The following is a 20,150-nucleotide window of genomic DNA, read 5'->3' on the forward strand; positions in this document are numbered from 1 at the left end:
GCCGAAGCGGACGCAGAGCATCCAATGAGGCATTCCCACGCGGGAGCGTGGGAACGATCTTTAGGAACTCCCATGCACTTCGACCTGATCGACCTCAAGCTCTACCTGAACATCCTCGATGCTGGCAACATCACCGCCGGCGCGGCCAGCAGCCACCTGTCACTGGCGGCGGCGAGCGCGCGAATCCGTGCGATGGAAGCTTCGTTGGGCACGGCGTTTTTCGAGCGTGGGCGCCGAGGCATCAGCCCTACACCGGCCGGCAAGGCGTTGGCGCAACATGCCCGGGTATTGTTGCGACAGGCCGAACGCATGCAACAGGATCTGGCGGAATACGCCAAAGGCGTCAAAGGTCAGGTGCGGTTGTTGTGCAACACCACAGCGATCACGGAATACCTGCCCGAGTTGCTGGCGGACTTTCTGTGCGAACACCCCAACCTCGACATCGACCTGCAAGAACTGCCGAGCCTGCGCATCACCCATGCCTTGCGTCAGGGCGCGGCCGACCTTGGTATCGTTTCCGATGCGGTGGACACCCATGACCTCGACACCCGAGCATTCCGCGATGATCCACTGGTGCTGATCATGCCTTCCGATCATCCGTTGGCCGAAGGGCAAGCACCGAACTTCAGCCAGACCTTGTCTCACGATTACGTCGGGCTAAACGCCAACAGCGCGCTGGCGATCTATCTGGAAGAACAGGCGCTGCACGCCGGGTTGCGCATGCAGATCCGCATTCGCGCCGATGGTTTCGACGGGGTGATTCGCATGGTCACCCATGGCGCGGGATTGGCGATTGTGCCGTTGGCGGCGGTCGAGCGCTGGGCCGGTGGGCAAGCGCTCAAACGTCTCGCGCTGAACGAGCCATGGGCCCAGCGAAAACTGCTGCTGTGCGCACGCTCGTTCGACGGCCTGCCCCTTTATGCCAAAGCCCTGCTGGAGGCGTTGCAACCTCAGCAAGGCAGCTAGATCAGCCCTGGACTTTCGGCAACGGACTCAACGCCGCACTGGCCCTGGTTTTTCTGAAGAACACCGCGTAGACCAACGACAGGATCAGCAGGAACGGCACACCAAACACCAAGGTCATTTTGAACGCCTCGGTGAAGTAGGTGGTGATCATCACCGCGCCCATCAGCACCAGCCCCAACAGCGTGGTGTAAGGGAACAGGCGCATGCGGAACGACAGTTTCCGCTCGCCGTGACGCTCGTGATAACGACGGAAACAGTAGTGCGTGAGGAAGATCATGAACCAGGTGAAGATCGCGCCGAACATGGAGATCGCCATCATCAAGGTGAAGGAGCTTTCCGGGTACATCACGTTCAGCAGCGTCGCCAGCGCAATGCCCGAGCTCGACAGCAGCAAGGCATTCAGCGGAATTCCGCTCTTGCTCAACGCGCCCATCGCCTTGGGGGCGTAACCGCCACGGGACAGGCTGAACATCATCCGCGTGGTGATGTAGAGCTGACTGTTCATCGCCGACAACGCGGCTATCAGAATCACGAAATTCATCACCCCGGTGGCGCCGGGAATGCCGATGGTTTGCATGACCGTGACGAACGGGCTCTGCGCATGACCCGCCTGAACCCACGGCACAATCGCCAGCATCAAGGCCAGGGTCAGCAGGTAAAACACCACCAGCCGCACGATGGTCGCGCGAAAGGCTTTCTTCACTGCGCGCTCCGGATCCTCGGCTTCACCGGCTGCCACCGCGATCATTTCCACGCTCAGGTAGCTGAAGATCGACACGATCACCGCCACCCACATCCCTTGCAATCCATTGGGGAAAAACCCGCCGTGGCTGGTGTAGTGATGCACGCCGTACTCCGGATTTCCGGAACCGAACACCACGTACACCGCGAGGATGATGAAACCGACAATCGCGCCGATCTTGATGGTCGAGAACCAGTATTCGAAGGTGCCGAAGGTCTTCACGCTGATGGCGTTGAGCACGATCAGAATGCTCGAGAACGAGACGATCCAGATCCACTCGGGCACGTTAGCGAACCAGTACTTCATGTACATCGCAACCGCCGTCACTTCCGTGCCGACCGCCAACACAATCGCCGCCCAATAGGCGTAGCGCACCAGGAACCCGGCCAGCGGGCTGATATAGAACTCGGCATACGCGCCGAACGAACCCGAGGTCGAGTGGGCCACGGTCATTTCCGCCAGACAGCCCATCAACAGCAGCGTGATGACCGCGCCAATCGCATAGCTGAGCAGCACGCTCGGCCCGGCATAGCCAATGGCGTAGGCGCTGCCCATGAACAGCCCGGTGCCTATCGCACCGCCAATCGCGATCATGCTCATCTGCCCCGAAGTGAGCTGGCGCCTGAGGCCGTGCTCACGGTTGGAGATGGTTTCAAAACCGAGGGTGTCGGTCATTTCTCTGTCCTCTGAATATTGTCTTTTTTGAAGAGAGCACATGGTTTGAAAAAAACAGGCCGTGCGCAGCTATTGCGCACTCCCGTAGCAGCTGTCGAGCCTGCGAGGCTGCGTTCGGCCGCGGAGCGGTCGTAAAATCAGGCGGCGCGTTCTTCCAGGCAAACCGCGTATGCAGGACTTACGAGTACTTCGTACTCGAACGCAGGCTTCGCCAGCTGCTACAGACACTCGCCGCGAGTCCGGTTGTCAGAGGTTTCAGGTGACGCTATGGCGCACTTGGAACTGCGCTTGCGACCAGGTTTGCTGATCGAGAATCTCGCCAAGGATCTGCACCGCATCAAAGACTTCGGTGAAGCTGGTGTACAGCGGGGTGAAACCGAAGCGCATGATCCGCGGCTCGCGGTAATCACCGATCACGCCTCGGGCGATCAAGGCCTGGATCACTGCGTAGCCTTGCGAGTGTTCGAAGCTGACATGGCTGCCACGCCTGGCGTGTTCGCGTGGGGTAATCAGTTTCAAATCGTGAGCGGCGCAGCGCAGCTCGACCAACTGAATAAACAGATCGGTCAGTGCCAGGGATTTGCGGCGCAGGCTGGGCATATCGGTCTGGGCGAAAATCTCCAGGCCGCACTCGACCATGGCCAATGAGGTGATCGGTTGAGTGCCGCACAAGTAGCGAGCGATACCGCTGCTCGGCTCGTAGCCTGAGGCCATGTCGAACTGTCGGGAATGACCGAACCAGCCGGACAACGGCTGCGTGACCAGATCGCAAAGCTGCGGCGCAACCCAGACAAACGCTTGCGAACCGGGGCCACCATTGAGGTACTTGTAGGTGCAACCGATGGCGTAGTCCGCGCCGGCCTGACGCAGGTCGACCGGAACCGCACCGGCGGAATGTGCCAGGTCCCAGATCGCCAGCGCGCCGCATTCGTGAATCAACGCCGTCACGGCCTGCATGTCGTGCATGTAGCCGGTCTTGTAGTTGACGTGCGTAAGCATGACCACCGCGGTGTCCTGATCAATCGCCTGCGCCAGTTCTTCCGGGCTGTCGACCAGACGCAAGCTATAGCCCTGCTGGAGCAAGTCCATCAGCCCTTCGGCGATGTACAGATCCGTCGGGAAGTTACTGGACTCACTGACGATCACCCGCCGCGTCGGCGCCCGCGTGGCCTGCACGCGCAAGGCTGCGCCGAGGACCTTGAACAGGTTGATCGAGGTGGTGTCGGTGACCACCACTTCGCCCTCACCGGCGCCAATCAGCCCGGCCAACCGATTGCCCAGACGCTCCGGCAGATCGCGCCAGCCGGCACTGTTCCAGCTGCGGATCAAGCCATTGCCCCACTCCTCGGCGATGACCGCCTGAGCACGCTCAAGCGCCGCAATCGGACGCGCGCCAAGGGAGTTGCCGTCGAGGTAAATCACCCCTTCGGGGAGCGCAAACTGGTGACGCAGATGAGCCAAAGGGTCTTGCGTATCAAGCGCCAGGCAATCGTTTCTTGTGATCATTGTCGGTCCTGTTCTCTAGATGACATGTCGCCGTGTTTTGGGCATTTTCACGCCGGCACAATGAGCAAATAATGAACGAAGCTTTGGAGAATTTTCGTGCAAAGTGGGCAGCCATATAGTAGTTATCTCGAAGATAATTCGAATCCAACTCAAAAAATCGCGGATTTATTCAAGCCATGACCCTCGACTCGACAGACCTGCGGATCCTGCATTACTTGCAGCAGGACGGGCGTATCAGCAATCAGGAATTGGCGGAGAAAGTTGCGCTGTCGCCGTCGGCTTGCCTGCGGCGTTTGCGGCTCCTGGAAAGCGAGGGAATCATCACCGGCTATCGCGCGGTGTTGAACGCTGAACGGCTGGGCATCGAGCTGGAAGCAATCGTCCACGTGTCGTTGCGACAGGACGTCGAGGACTGGCACGAGACCTTTATCAAGAAGGTACAAGGGTGGCCGGAAGTCGCCACCGCGTACGTGATAACCGGCGCCAGCAACTATGTGCTGCGAGTTCAGGCGCGCAACCTGAAACACTTCTCGGATTTCATCGTCAACAAGCTCAATCGCACCGCGGGGGTGACCGATATTCGCTCGGAAATCGTCCTGCAGAAAATCAAGGAACGCGACGATTTGCTGGATCTGGTCGCCCGCAAATAAGCCTTTACCGACTGCCTCTGCGTCAAAGCCCGCGCATGCGCCGGGCCTCGTTGCGCTGCAAGGTGGCGCTCGGGGCTTCGTCGAACAACTTGCGGTACTCGGCGGAAAAACGCCCCATGTGGGTGAAGCCCCAGCCCATGGCAATCTCCGAGATATTGCGCGCCAGACCCTGTTCAAGAATGTCCTGGCGCACCGCATTCAAGCGGTATTTTTTCAGATAGGCCATCGGCGACAGGGCGAAGTATTTTCTGAAGGCCTCGAACAACTTGAACCGCGAAACCCCGGCTGCCGCTTCGATGTCTTCCAGGTGCACGGCTTCGCGAGCGTTGTCGTGAATGTATTGCTTGGCCCTGATCAGGTAATGCGGCAACTTCACACCCAACACGTCCCGCAGCTCATCGGAGTAATTGTTCGGCTGGGCGAGGATCAGGCCTTTGATCAACGAGCTTTCGATGTCCCGCGTGAAGACCACCTGTTCGAACAACGCGCTACTGCGCTCAAGTTCCCCGATGAAATACCGCGCCATGCGCCACCACGAGGCCGACGCACCGTCCACCGCATCCATCACCGGCTCGAAGCGCAACGGTACATCCAGTGGGCGCTGCAACATCCCCTCAAGGGATTCGCTCATGGCCGCACGAGTGATCACCACCTGGACCTTGCGGCAGTCACCGGAGATCGCCAGCATCTGGTTTTCATTCGGGGAGATGATCACGCCTTGATCGCGATTGGATTTGAGCAACGTGCCGTTCTTGCTCAGCTCCTGCTCACCGACCAGAGGCAGGCTGAGGCTGTAGCTACTGAAGTGCTCGGCGTCTTCGATATCGACGGTCACATCGGTGCCGTATTCGATGGTGCCCAGGGTCGTGGCCATCGACTTGAAGACGTTGGCGGTGTGATGAAAGCGGATCCGTTCGGGCGTCGCGGTTTCGAGACGGTGCGGCCCGCAGATACCCGACATCCAGGTCCGCGCGCCCTCAAGGTCATAGTGATCGATACGAATATCGCGAAACTGCGGATCGGCTTTGCTACTCATCACGGCGCACCCACGGCAATTTTTTTTCAGCACGCTCTGACGGCGCGCCTCTGACTTGAGCCGAGCAAGTTCCAGACCACTCAACGCCTGCGCCAACCCGATGGATAGCAATCATCGATTAACTGGATAACGCGGCGGTTCCGGTACCGGGGCTCACCTTCAAACAACGCTCAAGGCTGCCCAAGACAGTACCTCAATGCTGCAAACAGGGGCGGCCGTTCATCGAATGGTGAAAAGCCTTGAGTATTACCTGCCCAGAACAGCGCATGGGTGTTACCCCTTTGCGCGTCAGTACAAACCCCCGTAGCAGCTGCCGAGCCTGCGAGGCTGCGTTCGGCTGCGCAGCAGTCGTGAAGTCAGTCACCACGGTGCTACAGGAAGATCGTGCATGCAGGGTTTACGACTGCTGCGCAGCCGAACGCAGCCTCGCAGGCTCGGCAGCTGCTACGGAATCGGTGCACCACCGAATATCCATTTACTCACCCATTACCGTCGAACTTTATGGACTGCCTTCGTCGACAAACCGGATAGACCCCTGCCCGCCCCACTCTCTCTAATGAGTGCACCGATTGACCCGAATAAAAAAGGTGCACACCCATGAGTGGCGAAAAAAATGTCGAGCAGTGGAAAGCGTTCATTGAAGGCTGCCTGGACTTCCGTCCGGCAGAAGGCGTATTCCGCATCGCTCGGGATATCTTTACCGAGCCGCAACTGTTCGATCTGGAGATGGAACTGATCTTCGAGAAGAACTGGATCTACGCCTGCCACGAAAGCGAACTGGCGAACAACCACGACTTCATCACGATGCGCGCCGGTCGCCAGCCGATGATCATCACCCGTGACGGTGACGGCCAACTCAACGCACTGATCAACGCTTGCCAGCATCGCGGCACCACATTGACCCGCGTCGGCAAAGGCAACCAATCGACGTTTACCTGCCCGTTCCACGCCTGGTGCTACAAAAGCGACGGACGCCTGGTCAAGGTCAAGGCCCCCGGCGAGTACCCGGAAGGTTTCGACAAAGCCACTCGCGGTTTGAAAAAAGCCCGCATCCAGAGCTACAAGGGCTTCGTCTTTATCAGCCTGGATGTTCACGCGGATAACAGCCTCGAAGACTTCCTCGGCGATGCCAAAGTGTTCTTCGACATGATGGTCGCCCAATCGCCCACCGGTGAGCTGGAAGTACTGCCCGGCAAGTCGGCCTACACCTATGACGGTAACTGGAAACTGCAGAACGAGAACGGTCTGGACGGCTATCACGTCAGCACGGTCCACTATAACTATGTGGCCACGGTGCAACACCGCCAGCAGGTCGACAGCGAGAACGGCACCCGCGCCAGCGGCACGCTCGACTACAGCAAACTGGGGGCCGGCGACGCCAATACCGATGACGGCTGGTTTGCCTTCAACAACGGTCACAGCGTGCTGTTCAGCGACATGCCCAACCCGACAGTGCGTTCCGGCTACGCGACAATCATGCCGCGCCTGATCGAGGAGCACGGTCAGGAAAAAGCCGAATGGATGATGCATCGGCTGCGCAACCTGAACATCTACCCGAGCCTGTTTTTCCTCGATCAAATCAGCTCGCAGCTACGGATCATCCGTCCGGTGGCCTGGAACAAGACCGAGATCATCAGCCAGTGCCTGGGCGTGAAAAACGAATCGGACGCCGATCGGGAAAACCGGATCCGCCAGTTCGAAGACTTCTTCAACGTGTCCGGACTCGGCACCCCGGACGACCTGGTGGAGTTCCGTGAAGCCCAGCGCGGTTTCCAGGCGCGGCTGGAACGCTGGAGTGATATCTCGCGCGGCAGCCACCAGTGGGCGACCGGCGCCACGCCCAACAGCGAGGCGATCGGCATCGCTCCGGCCATGACCGGCACCGAATTCACCCACGAAGGGCTTTACGTCAACCAGCACAGCAACTGGCAGAAATTCCTGCTCGACGGCCTGGACGCGAAATCCCTGAAGCTACGTGAGGTGTGAACATGAATCCGCAATTGCAGTATCAGATCGAGCAGTTTTTCTACCGTAAATCCGAACTCTGCGACGCCAAGGACTGGGACGCCTACATCCAGCTCTTCGACGAGCAGAGTGAGTTTCACCTGCCGCAATGGGACTCCGAACACGTCTACACCCGTGACCCCAAGCGCGAAATGTCGTTGATCTACTACGCCAATCGCTCGGGCCTGGAAGACCGCGTGTTCCGTCTGCGCACCGGCAAAGCCGCGTCGGCTACACCGATGCCGCGCACCCTGCACCTGATCAACAACGTGCGCATCAGCGAACTCGAAGCCGGTGAGCTGGAGGTGCGGCTGAACTGGCACACGCTGTTCTATCGCCTGGCCACCTCCGAGCAGTTCTACGGGAACGCAACCTATCGCCTCAAGCCTCACGCGGACAGCTGGGTGATTACCCGCAAGCACGTATTGCTGCTCAACGACACCATCAACTCGGTGCTCGATTTCTACCACCTCTGAAACCATGGAGACCGGGGCATGAACCACAAGGTTGCGTTCAGTTTTGCCGACGGCAAAACACTGTTTTTTCCCGTGCAGGCCAACGAAATACTGCTCGATGCCGCCCTGCGCAACGGCATCAATATTCCGCTGGATTGCCGCGAGGGTGTCTGCGGAACCTGTCAGGGCCGCTGCGAATCCGGCGACTACAGCCAGGACTATGTGGATGAGGAAGCCCTCTCCAGCCTCGACCTGCAACAACGCAAGATGCTCACTTGCCAGACCCGCGTGAAGTCCGACGCCGCGTTCTATTTCGACTTCGCTTCCAGCCTGTGCAATGCCGCGGGGCCTGAACAGCTCAGCGGTACGGTCACGCATGTGCGTCAGGTCTCGGCCAGTACCGCGATCCTCCATCTGGATTTGGGCGCGGCCACCCAGCCACTGGATTTCCTGCCGGGGCAATATGCGCGCCTGTTGATTCCAGGGACCACAAGCAAGCGCTCCTACTCCTTCGCCAACCGCCCGAGCAGCAGCAATCAGCTGCAATTTCTGATTCGCCTGTTACCCGACGGGGTGATGAGTAATTACATTCGTGATCGCTGCAAAGTGGGCGATACCATTGGCCTGGAAGCACCGTTGGGCGCGTTCTATCTTCGCCACATCACCCGGCCGCTGATTTTGGTGGCCGGCGGCACCGGACTGTCCGCGCTGCTGGGGATGCTCGACGAAATCGTCGCGCGCGGATGCGAGCAGCCCGTGCATTTGTACTACGGTGTACGGGACGCGGCCGATCTGTGCGAAAGCGAACGAATCAGTGCCTATGCTCAACGCATTCCGGAGTTTCGCTACACGCCGGTGGTCAGCGACCCGTCACCGGGCTGGGAGGGAAAACGTGGCTACATTGCCGAGCATTTCGAGGCCAGCGAGCTGCGCGATGCCGCAGTCGACATGTACGTCTGCGGGCCACCGCCGATGGTCGAGTCGATCAAGAGCTGGTTGCAGGATCAAACCCTGGACAACGTGCAGCTGTATTACGAAAAGTTCACTGAAAGTAACGTCTGAGGGCCACAAACGAGCGGTAATTGAATAAGCTGTCGGCCTGCAACAAAGCCTGACCATAACAACTAGAAGGTATCCAGATGGCGGATGAACAACTGCAACAGGGCGTGCTGAAGCGGGGGCTGAAAAACAGGCATATTCAACTGATCGCGCTGGGTGGCGCGATTGGTACAGGGCTGTTTCTCGGCTCCGCCGGCGTGCTCAAATCGGCCGGCCCGTCGATGATCCTCGGCTATGCCATTGCCGGTTTCATCGCCTTTCTGATCATGCGCCAATTGGGAGAGATGATTGTCGAGGAGCCGGTCGCCGGGTCCTTCAGCCATTTCGCGCACAACTACTGGGGTGGTTTTGCCGGCTTCCTGTCCGGCTGGAATTACTGGGTGCTGTATGTGCTGGTAGGCATGGCCGAGCTGACTGCCGTTGGCAAGTACGTGCAGTTCTGGTGGCCAGAGGTCCCGACCTGGGTCAGCGCGGCGGCATTCTTCGTACTGGTCAACCTGATCAACACGATGAACGTCAAAGTCTTCGGGGAAATGGAGTTCTGGTTCGCCATCATCAAGGTCGTGGCGATCATCGGCATGATCGCCCTCGGCTGTTACATGCTGGTCAGCGGCACCGGCGGCCCGCAGGCCTCGGTGAGCAACCTGTGGAGCCACGGCGGTTTCTTCCCCAATGGCACCAACGGTTTGCTGATGGCGATGGCGTTCATCATGTTCTCCTTTGGCGGCCTGGAACTGGTGGGCATCACTGCCGCCGAAGCCAGCGAACCGAGGAAAGTCATTCCCAAGGCGATCAACCAGGTGGTTTACCGCGTGTTGATCTTCTACGTCGGCGCACTCACCGTGCTGCTGTCGTTGTACCCGTGGGACCAACTGCTACAAACAATGGGCGCTTCCGGCGATGCCTACAGCGGCAGTCCGTTTGTGCAGATTTTCGCCTTGATCGGCAGCGACACCGCGGCGCAGATCCTCAACGTTGTGGTGCTCACCGCAGCACTCTCGGTCTACAACAGCTGCGTCTATTGCAACAGCCGCATGCTCTACGGCCTGGCGGAACAGGGCGATGCCCCCAAGCCACTGATGAAGCTGAACAAACGGGGCGTGCCGTTACGGGCGCTGGGCGTATCGGCGCTGATGACGATGTTGTCCGTGCTGGTTAACTACGTCGCCCCGCATGAAGCGCTTGAGTTGCTGTTCGCGCTGGTGGTCGCCTCGTTGATGATCAACTGGGCGATGATCAGCCTGACGCATCTGAAGTTTCGCAAAGCCATGGGCCAACGCGGCATCGTCCCGGGCTTCAAGGCATTCTGGTCGCCATACACCAATTACCTGTGCCTGGCGTTCATGGCCATGATCATCTACGTGATGCTGCTGATTCCAGGTGTACGCGCGTCGGTCTATGCCATCCCGGTCTGGGTGCTGATCCTGTTCGTGTTCTACCGGATTCGGGTCGCCAGAACTCGCGCGTTGTCGGTCGCTTAATAGCCTTCAGCCAGTCGACAAAAAGCCCCGGCATTCGATGAATGCCGGGGCTTTTGCTTTCTGTAGCAGCTGGCGCAGCCTGCGTTCGAGCGCGCAGCGCTCGTAAATACAAACAACTCGGTGTGCCTGATGCACCTCAGCGGATGATTTTACGACTGCTGCGCAGCCGAACGCAGCCTTCGGCAGCTGCTACAGGGTCCGTGCGCCGGGAATCCCCTAGTGCCTGGTTCAGAGGGTCGAGCGCACGCGCCACAACTCCGGGAACAGCACGGTATCGAGCATCTTGCGCAGATAACCGACACCTTCGGTGCCGCCGGTACCCGGTTGGAAGCCGATGATCCGCTCAACCGTAGTGACATGGCGGAAGCGCCATTGACGGAACGAGTCCTCAAGGTCGATCAGTTTCTCCGCCAACTGGTAGAGATCCCAATACCGCGAAGGGTCGGTGTAGACCACACGCCAGGCAGCTTCGACCGAGGCGTCATAAGCGGTCGGGCTGACTGGATCGCGCTCGAAGCGCTGCGGATCAATCGCCAACCCGGCGCTGACCATCAACCGAATCGCCTCGTCATACAGCGACGGTGTGGCAATCGCCTTTTCCAGCTCCGCCAACAGTTCCGGCCGGTGCGCATGCGGACGCAACAGCGTTGCACTTTTGTTGCCGAGGATGAATTCGATCTCGCGGTACTGGAACGACTGGAAGCCCGATGACTGGCCCAGAAACGGCCGGATCGCGTGGTACTCGGTAGGCGTCATGGTCGCCAGCACCGTCCAGGCATGCACCAGTTGATCGAAGATCCGCGAGACCCGCGCCAGCATCTTGAACGCCGGCGGCAACTCGCCCAGCCTGACGTGTTCGCGAGCGGCCTTGAGCTCGTGCAGCATCAGCTTCATCCACAGCTCGGACGTCTGATGCTGGATGATGAACAGCATCTCGTTATGGTCCGGCGACAGAGGGTGCTGGGCACTAAGAATCTTCCCCAGATCCAGGTAATCGCCGTAGCTCATGGAGTCGGAAAAATTCAGCTCGGCGTTATGCCATTCTTCCGGCTGATTTGATGAAGACAGATTTGAAGAAGAATAGGGACATTGGCTCATTGAGCAGGCTCCTCAAGTGGCGGTTTGTTCAGTGGACGCAAAATAGCCCTGACCGGACTGGCGTCCAGGTTGGCAAACCGCAACGGCAGCGCAATCAGTTCATAGTCGCCTTCCGGCACGTCATCGAGCACGATGCCTTCAAGAATCGCCATGCCATGGCGGGCCACTGCGTTGTGCGAATCCATGGTCTTGGACTGTTGGGGGTCCAGCGACGGCGTATCGATACCGATCAACCGCACGCCAAGGCTCGACAGCAGGTCGACGGTTTCCTTGGCCACAGCGGTGAAGTCCGGGTCCCAGGCTGTCAGCGGCGCCTGTTGATAAGTGCGCAGCAAGACGCGCTCGGGCAGATCGGCAAGGCGTCCTTCCAGTTGCCCGGGCTGAACCAGCCGACCGCTGTCCAGACAATGCAAGACGCGACACGGACCGATGTAGACATCCAGCGATACATCGCCAATGGCCGCGCCGTCAGCGCTGTAATGCAGCGGCGCATCGACATGAGCGCCGGTATGAGGAGACAGGGTAATGCGGCCGACATTCACCGGGCATTCAGGTCCGAAGGTCCAGACGCGCTCTTCCTGAAACGGCGTATCACCCGGCCACGTCGGTGTTGCGGTGCTCAAGGGCGGGCTGATATCCCACCACAACATTGTTTTTTTCATTGCATAGCTCTCGGCAACTCTCGCGTGAATGATACGAGTGATGCCTGTGAAGATTCTTGCGAAATCCGTCGGGAACACTCAAATGTTTCGCACTTAATGCCAAGAACCTGAAGTTTAGCGGGTGAAAATTTCAATGCGCGAATCGGACTTCCGGATGTCCGCTTGAGCGGGTTTGATCGATAGCGCGTTTCTGGACAGCTGAATGTCGAGCACAGACAACTGACACCCTGCCGGGCGCTATAGGGTGCGACTTCAGTCCTGCCTAACGCTCGGAGTCAGCATGTCCAAACCCATTACCGTTCTTCGCGATACCCATCCACTGCCAGTGCTTGACGCCTGCAAATGGGAGAAACTCGAAGGTGACCCGCACACCGTCAACCTCAACGCCTACACCAGCGAAGACGGCAGCAAGATCATGGGCACCTGGATCTGCACACCGGGCAAGTGGTACGTGGAGTATGTGAAGTGGGAATACTGCCACTTCCAGGAAGGCTACTGCGTGATCACCCCGGACGGCATGGAACCGATCCATCTGCGCGCGGGCGATATTTTCGTCATTGAGCCGGGCATGAAAGGTACGTGGGAAGTGGTCGAGACCGTACGCAAGTATTTCGTTTTCGCCTGATAGAACAAAAGATCGCAGGCTACGGCATCTGTAGGAATTGCCGTAGCCTGCGATCTTTTTTTCGACGAATAAAAAACCGGGAACCCGCCCGACGCGGGTTCCCGGAAAAAACCCTTAGTGGGGTTTGCGATAGCTGTTGATGATTGCCGAGAAATCCTTGCCGCCTTCGCCACGCTGACTCATCGCCTGATACAGCTGCTGAGCCACCGCGCCGAGCATCACCGGTTGATGCGCCTGACGCGCAGCTTCCGTCGCCAGCCCCAGGTCCTTGAGCATCAGTTCGGCACCAAAACCACCGGTATAACCACGCGATGCCGGTGCTGTTTCGACGATACCCGGCCACGGGTTGTACATCTCCGAACTCCAGCAACGACCGGTCGAACTGTTGATGATCCCCGCCAGCACCTGAGTGTCGATGCCCAAGGCATCGCCAAGGGCCATGGCTTCGCTGACGCCGACCATGGAAATCGCCAACAACAGGTTGTTGCAGATCTTGGCGATTTGCCCGGTGCCGACTTCACCGCAATGCACGATGTTGCGACCCATTTGTGCCAATACCGGTTGCAGGGTGGCGAACAGCTCCGGCGTGGCGCCGACCATGAAGGTCAGCGTCCCGGCCGCAGCACCGCCGGTGCCACCGGAAACCGGTGCGTCCGCCATGGACACACCTTGCTTGGCCGCGGCCGCGGCGACATCGCGGGCAGTTTGCGGGTCGATGGTGCTGCAATCCACGGCGGGAACGCCCTTGGCGATCCCGGCCAGCACGCCGTCTTCACCCAGCCAGACGCTGCGCACATGGACAGCCGCCGGCAGCATGGTAATCACCAGTTCGGCGCCTTGGGCGGCTTCACGCGCGGTGGCGCTGATAGTGCCGCCCAGTTGCGCCAGTTCTGCGAGTACGGCTTTGTTCAGGTCGACCAGGTTCAGCGAATGCCCAGCCTTGATCAGGTTGCGCGCCATCGGCGCGCCCATGTTGCCGAGACCGATAAAAGCGATTTTCATGTCCGGCTCCTTAACGCAAATTAATGGTTGTGTTCACACCGTCATTGACGCTGTCATCGTCGAACCAGCGACTGGTGACGGTCTTGGTTTGAGTGTAGAACTGCACCACTTGCTTGCCATACGGACCGAGGTCGCCGAGCTTGGAACCCCGCGAGCCGGTGAAACTGAAGAACGGAACCGGTACCGGGATCGGGATGTTGATGCCAACCTGGCCAACGTCGATCTCGTTCTGGAATTTACGTGCCGCCGCACCGCTCTGGGTGAACAGACCGGTGCCGTTACCGAACGGGTTGGCGTTGACCATGGCGATCGCCTGATCGAGGGTGTCGACTTCCAGCACCACCAGCACCGGGCCGAAGATTTCCTGGGTGTAGATCTGCATGTCGGTGGTCACCCCGGAGAACAGGGTCGGGCCGACAAAGTTGCCTTTTTCGTACCCTGGGACGCTGATTTCACGGCCGTCCAGCTCCAGCTTTGCGCCTTCCTTGATGCCGCTTTCGATCAGATCAAGAATCCGCGCCTTGGCCCGTTTCGAAATCACCGGACCAACGTCGGTGCCTGGCTCGCTGCCGGCATTCACTTTAAGTTTTTGCGCCAGGGCCTTGAGGTCTGGCAGCCATTGCTTGGCCGCGCCCACCAGCACCACCACCGAGGTGGCCATGCAGCGTTGACCGGCCGCGCCGAAACCGGCACCGACCAGCGCATTGAGGGCTTGCTCACGATTGGCATCGGGCAGCACCACCGCGTGGTTCTTGGCGCCCATCATCGATTGCACGCGTTTGCCGTGTTTGCCGGCCAGGTCGTAGACATGAGTACCGACTGCCGTTGAACCGACGAACGAAACAGCCTTGATGTCTTTGTGGGTGCAGAGCGCGTCCACCACATCCTTGCCGCCGTGAACCACGTTGAGCACGCCGGCTGGAATGCCAGCCTCGATGGCCAGTTCCACCAGCAGCATGGTCGACATCGGGTCCTGTTCGGACGGTTTGAGCACAAAAGTGTTGCCGCAGGCGATGGCCATCGGGAACATCCACAGCGGGATCATCGCCGGGAAGTTGAACGGCGTGATGCCGGCGCAGACGCCGATCGGTTGGCGCAGGGTGTAGGTATCAACACCACCCGCCACGTTTTCAGCGAATTCGCCCATTTGCAGGCTGCCGATGGAGCACGCGTGCTCGACCACTTCCAGGCCACGGAAGATATCGCCTTCAGCGTCGGCGATGGTTTTGCCCTGCTCGGCGCTGAGAACCACGGCGATGCGCTTGGAGTGCTCGCGAATCAATGCCTGAAGCTTGAGCATGATGCGCATCCGCGCGCCGATCGGCGTCAGCTTCCAGGTCTGGAAGGCGCGGTGGGCGGCACTGATCGCAGCGTCGACTTCCTCAGCGGTCGCGAACGGTACTTTAGCCAGCACTTGCTGGGTCGCCGGGTTGACGATGTCGTGCCATTCGGTGGTCTGGGACTCGACCCATTGGCCGTCGATCAACAGCTTGACCTTTTGCACAGTGGTTTCTGGCGTGAGCGATGCGTTCATGACGGTCTCCTGGACTTGTTGTTATGCAGGGAGCCAAGGCGAGAAAAGTCGCCTTGTGATGAGGCGTGTGTCGCGAATTGGTTGTCGGACTGTTTTTGGAGTATAGATGTGCAAACTTCTAATAAGAACGCACATAAAAGCCGGTCCAACATGCAAAAAAACATCACATCGTTAGGCTCATTGAACTGGGACGACCTGAAGTTTTTCCTCGAGGTCGCCCGCACCCGCAAGGCCAGCAGCGCCGCCAAACGCCTGGCCGTGGATTACACCACCGTGTCACGACGGATCAGTTCGCTGGAAGGTGCATTGGGGACATTGTTGTTCGAAAAATCACGGACCAATGGCTTCGTTTTGACCGCCGAGGGTCAGCGTTTACTGGGTTATGCCGAGTCCATCGAAAGCACGCTGCACATGGCGTGCGAACAGGTGTCCGGCTCGGGCGTGGCGTTATCCGGCCATGTGCGGATGGGCTGCACCGAGGGGTTCGGCAGCTTTTTCATCACCCCGCAGCTCAGCCACTTCGTCGATGCCTATCCGGCGATTTCGGTGGATATCCTGCCGCTACCGCACTTCATCAGCTTGTCCAAGCGCGAGGCAGACATTGTCATCGCCCTGGAGCGCCCGGAGCACGGCCCGTACGTCTGCTGCAAACTCTGCGACTACCGTTTGCAGCTGTACGCGACCCAGGATTACCTCGACCAACACCCACCCATCCGCCGCCCGGCAGATTTGGGCAAGCATCAATTCATCAGTTATGTCGACGATCTGGCATTCAGCTCGGAGTTGCTGTACCTGGCCAATGTGCTGCCCGGCGCCAGCGCCAACCTGCGCAGCACCAGCGTCATTGCGCAATTCGTCGCCGCGCAGCAAGGCCGTTCGCTGGCGATTCTGCCGTGCTTCCTGGCGGCCCAGGATCCACGATTGCTGCCGGTGCTGCCGGAGGAAATCAACATCACCCGGCAATTCTGGATGTACTGCCGCGAGGACTTGCGCAAGCTCAAGCGGATCACGCTGTTGTGGGATTACATTCGCGCCGTGACCGAGCAGAATCAGGCGCTATTGATGGGGGAAACCCGCATGATGCACTTCGCCGACTAGTCAGCGCTCACCACGATCGATACCCGGCGATTCTCGGTGCGTCCGGCGACGGTGGTGTTGGATGCCACCGGTTCGGCGCTGCCCAGACCGCGCAGGCGAATGTTCTCCTCGCGCATGCCAACGCTGGTCAGCACTGCGCCGACACTCTTGGCGCGGCGAAGGGAAAGTTGTTCGTTATAGGCCTCTTTACCCGAGCCGTCGGTGTGGCCATCGACCCGCACGCGCTCAATGCCGGCACCGTGCAGCGCCTTGCCGATTCGCTCGACGATTTGGGTACTTTGCGTGTTCAGGTGATCAACGTCGCTGCCAAACAGCACCTTGCCCGACAAACCGAAGGCCCAGCCCTCCTCGGTCAATTCGAAACCCTGCTGTTTAAGCACCACGACCTGCGCTGGAGTAAGGCCTTTTTGCGGTGCGGTCTGGCAGCCGCTCAATGCCAGCACGGCCATGAACAAGGTAAAGGTAAAGAATCGCAGGGAACGCTGAGCAAGTGAAAACAAGGCTGTTAACTCCTGGTTTGGACGTTGGCGACAAGGTGCTCCGACCCTGCCGTATATTGCCCGCCTCGAGCGAGACGTTTGGCTTGATACATTGCCGCATCGGCGGCATCGAGCAGAGTCCCGGGTGTGGCGCCATGATCAGGGTAAATGGCGATGCCAACGCTGAGTGAGGTCAGCACCTGGGTATCGCCTGGCAACTGAACCGGCAACTCCATGCTGGCGATGATCTTTTCGGCAATTCGTTCGGCGTCTTCGGTTTTGTGCAACGGCGTCAGCAGCACCGCAAACTCATCGCCCCCCAGGCGCGCGACCAAGTCCTCTTCACGCAATTGCGCCCGGACTCGCGTTGCCACGGCAACCAGCACGGCATCGCCAGCGGCGTGACCGAAGTTGTCATTGATGCCCTTGAACCGGTCACTGTCGAGAAACAGTACGGCAACCCGTTCATCGTGCTTGCCGGCGTTGCGCAATGCACGGATCAGCCGACCTTCGAAAAACGCCCGGTTCGGCAAACCGGTGAGGCTGTCATGGCTGGCCTGGTGGGCCAGCGTTTCGTTTTCGCTTTGCAGGTGGGTTTGCCAGGACTCCAGTTCATCGAGCAAGGCATTGAAGTCGTTGCCCAGGCTGTCGAGTTCGGCAATTCGCGCCGGCGGCACGCGACGATCGAAGGCTCGCTCGCAGCGTGCAGCGTGAGCAACCTCAGCCAGGCTACGCAGTGGGCCGGTAATCCCGCGTAGCTGACGGCGTGCCAGATACAACGCGACCCAAGCGCTGACCGCCGTACACAAGACAATCCCGGCCAGACCGCTGAGCAAAAAACGCATCAGACTGCCGCCATGCCCGGTTAGCAGGATGCTGCCGACTTCCTGACCCTGATGGAGGATCGGCATATTGATCGGTTTTTCCAGAAGTGATCGGGCGATCTGCATTTCCAGCTCGGAAACCAGACCGGTTTCCGGTCGCTGCCAACGAGCGAGCAGTTGGCCCTTTTCATCGAACACCTGAGCATCGGCCACTTCTTCAGTGGATGCGATCAGCGCCAGCGCTTCAGTCGCCGCCGCGCTGTCGTTGAACACCACTGCGGCTTCCACGGTGTAATTGATCGAACGGGCAATCAGGTGCAGGTTGTGATCGGCATACACCCGCAAGGCCAGTACCCCGAGCAAGGTCAGGGACAGACTGGCCATGGCCACCCCAACCAACGCCACAATCAGGTGTCCACGGCCAATGACCGATTGCAAAGTCGGGCGGTTACCGGACCTCAACAGGCTCATGGGGCCGCCGCTTTACGGCGGGAGAGTTGCAAGACGCTGGGGTGAATGCGTACACCGCTGCGGGCTACCGAATCGAGGTTGACCTCAAACGAGACTTGATTGTCACTGACTCTCAGGCAGAACAGGCTGCCTACCGTGCATTGATCGCCCCCCTCGCTGATACTCAGCACCGGATGGCCTGCCAGGGAAGCGAAGAGCGTGCTTCGCTCTTCATTGGTCAGTTTGCCGATGTAGACCGCGTCGCACTCACTGGCGATTGCCGGGTAATTGGCCAACAGTCGCCGAACGACCACTGGACGACCCGTGGCTTGAGTGGTGCCTTTGAGCAAATCGTCGGTGTACTCGGTGGGACCGACCACGCATAACCGCAATTGCGCTGGCTCCACTGGCCAGCGAGCGTAGCTGAGGATTCCCAACACCACTTGAGTGACCGACATGGCGCGCTGATCAGCCATGCTCACTAGCGCCTGCGGCTCGGCGAAAACAGGGAGGCTCCACAAGCATAAAAGGCCGGCCAGCAGTAGCTGCTTCCAGCCAGCAATGCGTTCTGTCGTCCAGACAGCCAGCTTCATGCGGGAATTCTCGTTGATCGTCATGGATGATGCCGCAACGATAGCATATCCGGTGAAACGCTCACGAAAACCGCGAGCATTGATAGGCGCCTATTTGTTTATAAAATCCTGAAGTAACAATTTGGGGTTTCCTATTTTTCTCTGTTTCACCCCATGCCTACCATCGGCACCAACGTGACCTGTAACCGCACTGCGGTCCTAATAACAATAAAAGCTGACAGCGACGTAAATGAGAACGGATCCACCGAGATCCGACTCATGAAAACCTTTTGCTACTGCCATAACAGCTCGATTCGGTCATGCACCGGCGTCGAGCCTTGAGTAGTTGAAGGCGTCGTGGAGGTTCACCGATGAAACTGGAAATATTCCGTACCCTCTGGGGCTATAGCGCGAGCAAGGCCCAGGCACTCGATGAGTTGCTGAAAGCCGGCTTCGATGGCATGGAAGCTCGCCTGCCGCTGGAAGTCCGCGAGCGAGCCGAGTTCGGCGCCTTTCTGAAGGCCAATGAACTGGCTTACATCAGCACCGTGTTTACCGCCTATGACGTGCTGCCGGAACAATCCGCGTCGCCCACCGAACACCTTCTGGATCTGGACAAAAAACTCGCTTGGGCTGCCGAGCTCAATCCACGCTTCGTCAATGTGCTGGCCGGCAATGACCGCTGGCCACTGGCGCAGCAGGTGGAGTTCTTCGGCCAGGCCATGCTGCTGGCACGCAAGCACGGGCAATTCTGCAGCTTCGAAACCCATCGCTCACGTTCACTGTTCAACCCTTGGCTGACGCTTGAACTGATCCGGCAGCTACCCGACTTGCGGTTCACCAGCGATATCAGCCATTGGGTCGTGACGTGCGAGCGATTGTTGAATGATCCGGCGGATGACCTGAGTGCCTTCGTCGAGCGCGTGCACCACATCCAGGCCCGGGTCGGTTATGACCAAGGCCCGCAGGTTCCCCATCCCGCCGCCCCGGAGTACGCCCGGGAACTGGCCTTCCATCAACAGCACTGGGAAGCCATCTGGCGCTCCCAACAGGCTCGCGGCTATCAGGTCAGCACCCTGACGCCAGAGTTCGGTGCCGACGGCTATTTGCACCACTTGCCCTTCACCAATGTGCCGGTCGCGGACCTATGGTCGCTGAATGTCTGGATGGCCCACACAGAGCGCGAACACTTCGATCGCTTCAATCACTCAACCCTCGCGTGAGGTGCTTGC

General features: G+C 59.2%; 19 protein-coding genes. 9 read left to right on the forward strand and 10 right to left on the reverse strand.

The genetic code is table 11. From position 1 onward, the window contains the following. Positions 1-72: 72 nt before the first annotated feature. Entirely contained in the window at positions 73-966 is an 894-nt protein-coding gene (locus tag AC1DIG_RS13955) for a LysR substrate-binding domain-containing protein (protein WP_477767764.1), read from the forward strand. Between the two features lies 1 nt (position 967). Here AC1DIG_RS13955 and AC1DIG_RS13960 read toward each other — a convergent pair whose 3' ends face one another. Beyond that, a complete protein-coding gene (locus tag AC1DIG_RS13960; RefSeq protein ID WP_477767765.1) occupies positions 968-2,383 on the reverse strand; it encodes an amino acid permease in 1,416 nt (471 codons plus the stop codon). Positions 2,384-2,638: 255 nt separating this feature from the next. Beyond that, positions 2,639-3,889, reverse strand: coding sequence for a kynureninase (kynU, locus tag AC1DIG_RS13965; RefSeq protein ID WP_477767766.1), 1,251 nt, complete (start codon positions 3,887-3,889; stop codon positions 2,639-2,641). Between the two features lie 176 nt (positions 3,890-4,065). Between kynU and AC1DIG_RS13970 the strand changes: the two genes are divergently transcribed. Next, the gene (locus AC1DIG_RS13970) at positions 4,066-4,539 is read left to right on the forward strand and encodes an Lrp/AsnC family transcriptional regulator (protein ID WP_123424152.1); all 474 of its coding nucleotides are present in this window, start codon (positions 4,066-4,068) and stop codon (positions 4,537-4,539) included. 22 nt (positions 4,540-4,561) lie between these two features. Here AC1DIG_RS13970 and AC1DIG_RS13975 read toward each other — a convergent pair whose 3' ends face one another. Then, positions 4,562-5,575 (reverse strand): AraC family transcriptional regulator, encoded by a 1,014-nt coding sequence (locus tag AC1DIG_RS13975; protein WP_477767767.1) that lies wholly within the window; start codon positions 5,573-5,575, stop codon positions 4,562-4,564. Between the two features lie 597 nt (positions 5,576-6,172). Here AC1DIG_RS13975 and antA point away from each other — a divergent pair. The 4 genes from antA (at position 6,173) to AC1DIG_RS13995 (ending at position 10,574) form a co-directional block, all read left to right on the forward strand. Continuing rightward, entirely contained in the window at positions 6,173-7,561 is a 1,389-nt protein-coding gene (gene antA / locus AC1DIG_RS13980; protein ID WP_477767768.1) for an anthranilate 1,2-dioxygenase large subunit, read from the forward strand. A gap of 2 nt (positions 7,562-7,563) precedes the next feature. After that, positions 7,564-8,055, forward strand: coding sequence for an anthranilate 1,2-dioxygenase small subunit (antB, locus tag AC1DIG_RS13985; RefSeq protein ID WP_477767769.1), 492 nt, complete (start codon positions 7,564-7,566; stop codon positions 8,053-8,055). Positions 8,056-8,073: 18 nt separating this feature from the next. Then, positions 8,074-9,096: an anthranilate 1,2-dioxygenase electron transfer component AntC gene (antC, locus tag AC1DIG_RS13990; RefSeq protein ID WP_477767770.1), complete on the forward strand. Its 1,023-nt coding sequence runs from the start codon at positions 8,074-8,076 to the stop codon at positions 9,094-9,096. A gap of 77 nt (positions 9,097-9,173) precedes the next feature. Further along, the gene (locus AC1DIG_RS13995) at positions 9,174-10,574 is read left to right on the forward strand and encodes an amino acid permease (protein WP_477767771.1); all 1,401 of its coding nucleotides are present in this window, start codon (positions 9,174-9,176) and stop codon (positions 10,572-10,574) included. A 228-nt stretch (positions 10,575-10,802) separates the two neighbouring features. On the opposite strand, the gene kynA is transcribed toward AC1DIG_RS13995, so the two are convergent. After that, positions 10,803-11,672 carry a tryptophan 2,3-dioxygenase gene (gene kynA, locus AC1DIG_RS14000; protein ID WP_477767772.1) on the reverse strand — a complete coding sequence of 290 codons (870 nt, stop codon included), beginning with the start codon at positions 11,670-11,672 and terminating at the stop codon, positions 10,803-10,805. Next, positions 11,669-12,334, reverse strand: coding sequence for an arylformamidase (gene kynB, locus AC1DIG_RS14005; protein WP_477767773.1), 666 nt, complete (start codon positions 12,332-12,334; stop codon positions 11,669-11,671). The genes kynA and kynB overlap by 4 nt, the downstream gene beginning before the upstream one ends. Before the next feature lie 280 nt (positions 12,335-12,614). Between kynB and AC1DIG_RS14010 the strand changes: the two genes are divergently transcribed. After that, the gene (locus tag AC1DIG_RS14010) at positions 12,615-12,959 is read left to right on the forward strand and encodes a cupin domain-containing protein (RefSeq protein ID WP_019691702.1); all 345 of its coding nucleotides are present in this window, start codon (positions 12,615-12,617) and stop codon (positions 12,957-12,959) included. Between the two features lie 114 nt (positions 12,960-13,073). Here AC1DIG_RS14010 and mmsB read toward each other — a convergent pair whose 3' ends face one another. Both mmsB and AC1DIG_RS14020 read right to left on the reverse strand, forming a co-directional pair. Continuing rightward, positions 13,074-13,961, reverse strand: a complete 888-nt coding sequence (gene mmsB, locus AC1DIG_RS14015) for a 3-hydroxyisobutyrate dehydrogenase (RefSeq protein ID WP_477767774.1) — start codon at positions 13,959-13,961, stop codon at positions 13,074-13,076. Positions 13,962-13,971: 10 nt separating this feature from the next. After that, complete coding sequence (locus AC1DIG_RS14020) at positions 13,972-15,495, reverse strand: CoA-acylating methylmalonate-semialdehyde dehydrogenase (protein WP_477767775.1); 1,524 nt, start codon at positions 15,493-15,495, stop codon at positions 13,972-13,974. A 150-nt stretch (positions 15,496-15,645) separates the two neighbouring features. On the opposite strand from AC1DIG_RS14020, the gene AC1DIG_RS14025 reads away from it, so the two are divergent. Next, positions 15,646-16,593, forward strand: coding sequence for a LysR family transcriptional regulator (locus tag AC1DIG_RS14025; protein WP_477767776.1), 948 nt, complete (start codon positions 15,646-15,648; stop codon positions 16,591-16,593). On the opposite strand, the gene yfiB is transcribed toward AC1DIG_RS14025, so the two are convergent. From yfiB to yfiR, 3 genes are read right to left on the reverse strand one after another with little or no spacing between them, the layout of a single operon-like run. Next, positions 16,590-17,093: an outer membrane lipoprotein YfiB gene (yfiB, locus tag AC1DIG_RS14030; protein ID WP_477767777.1), complete on the reverse strand. Its 504-nt coding sequence runs from the start codon at positions 17,091-17,093 to the stop codon at positions 16,590-16,592. The genes AC1DIG_RS14025 and yfiB overlap by 4 nt on opposite strands. Positions 17,094-17,098: 5 nt before the next feature. Continuing rightward, positions 17,099-18,367: a diguanylate cyclase DgcN/YfiN gene (gene dgcN, locus AC1DIG_RS14035; RefSeq protein ID WP_477767778.1), complete on the reverse strand. Its 1,269-nt coding sequence runs from the start codon at positions 18,365-18,367 to the stop codon at positions 17,099-17,101. After that, complete coding sequence (gene yfiR, locus AC1DIG_RS14040) at positions 18,364-18,939, reverse strand: regulatory sequestration protein YfiR (protein WP_477767779.1); 576 nt, start codon at positions 18,937-18,939, stop codon at positions 18,364-18,366. Before yfiR ends, dgcN begins: the two co-directional genes overlap by 4 nt. Before the next feature lie 350 nt (positions 18,940-19,289). Here yfiR and AC1DIG_RS14045 point away from each other — a divergent pair, with 350 nt between their 5' ends. Continuing rightward, entirely contained in the window at positions 19,290-20,141 is an 852-nt protein-coding gene (locus tag AC1DIG_RS14045) for a sugar phosphate isomerase/epimerase family protein (protein ID WP_477767780.1), read from the forward strand. Positions 20,142-20,150 lie beyond the last annotated feature (9 nt).

This window comes from Pseudomonas sp. 05N431 (assembly GCF_056397005.1).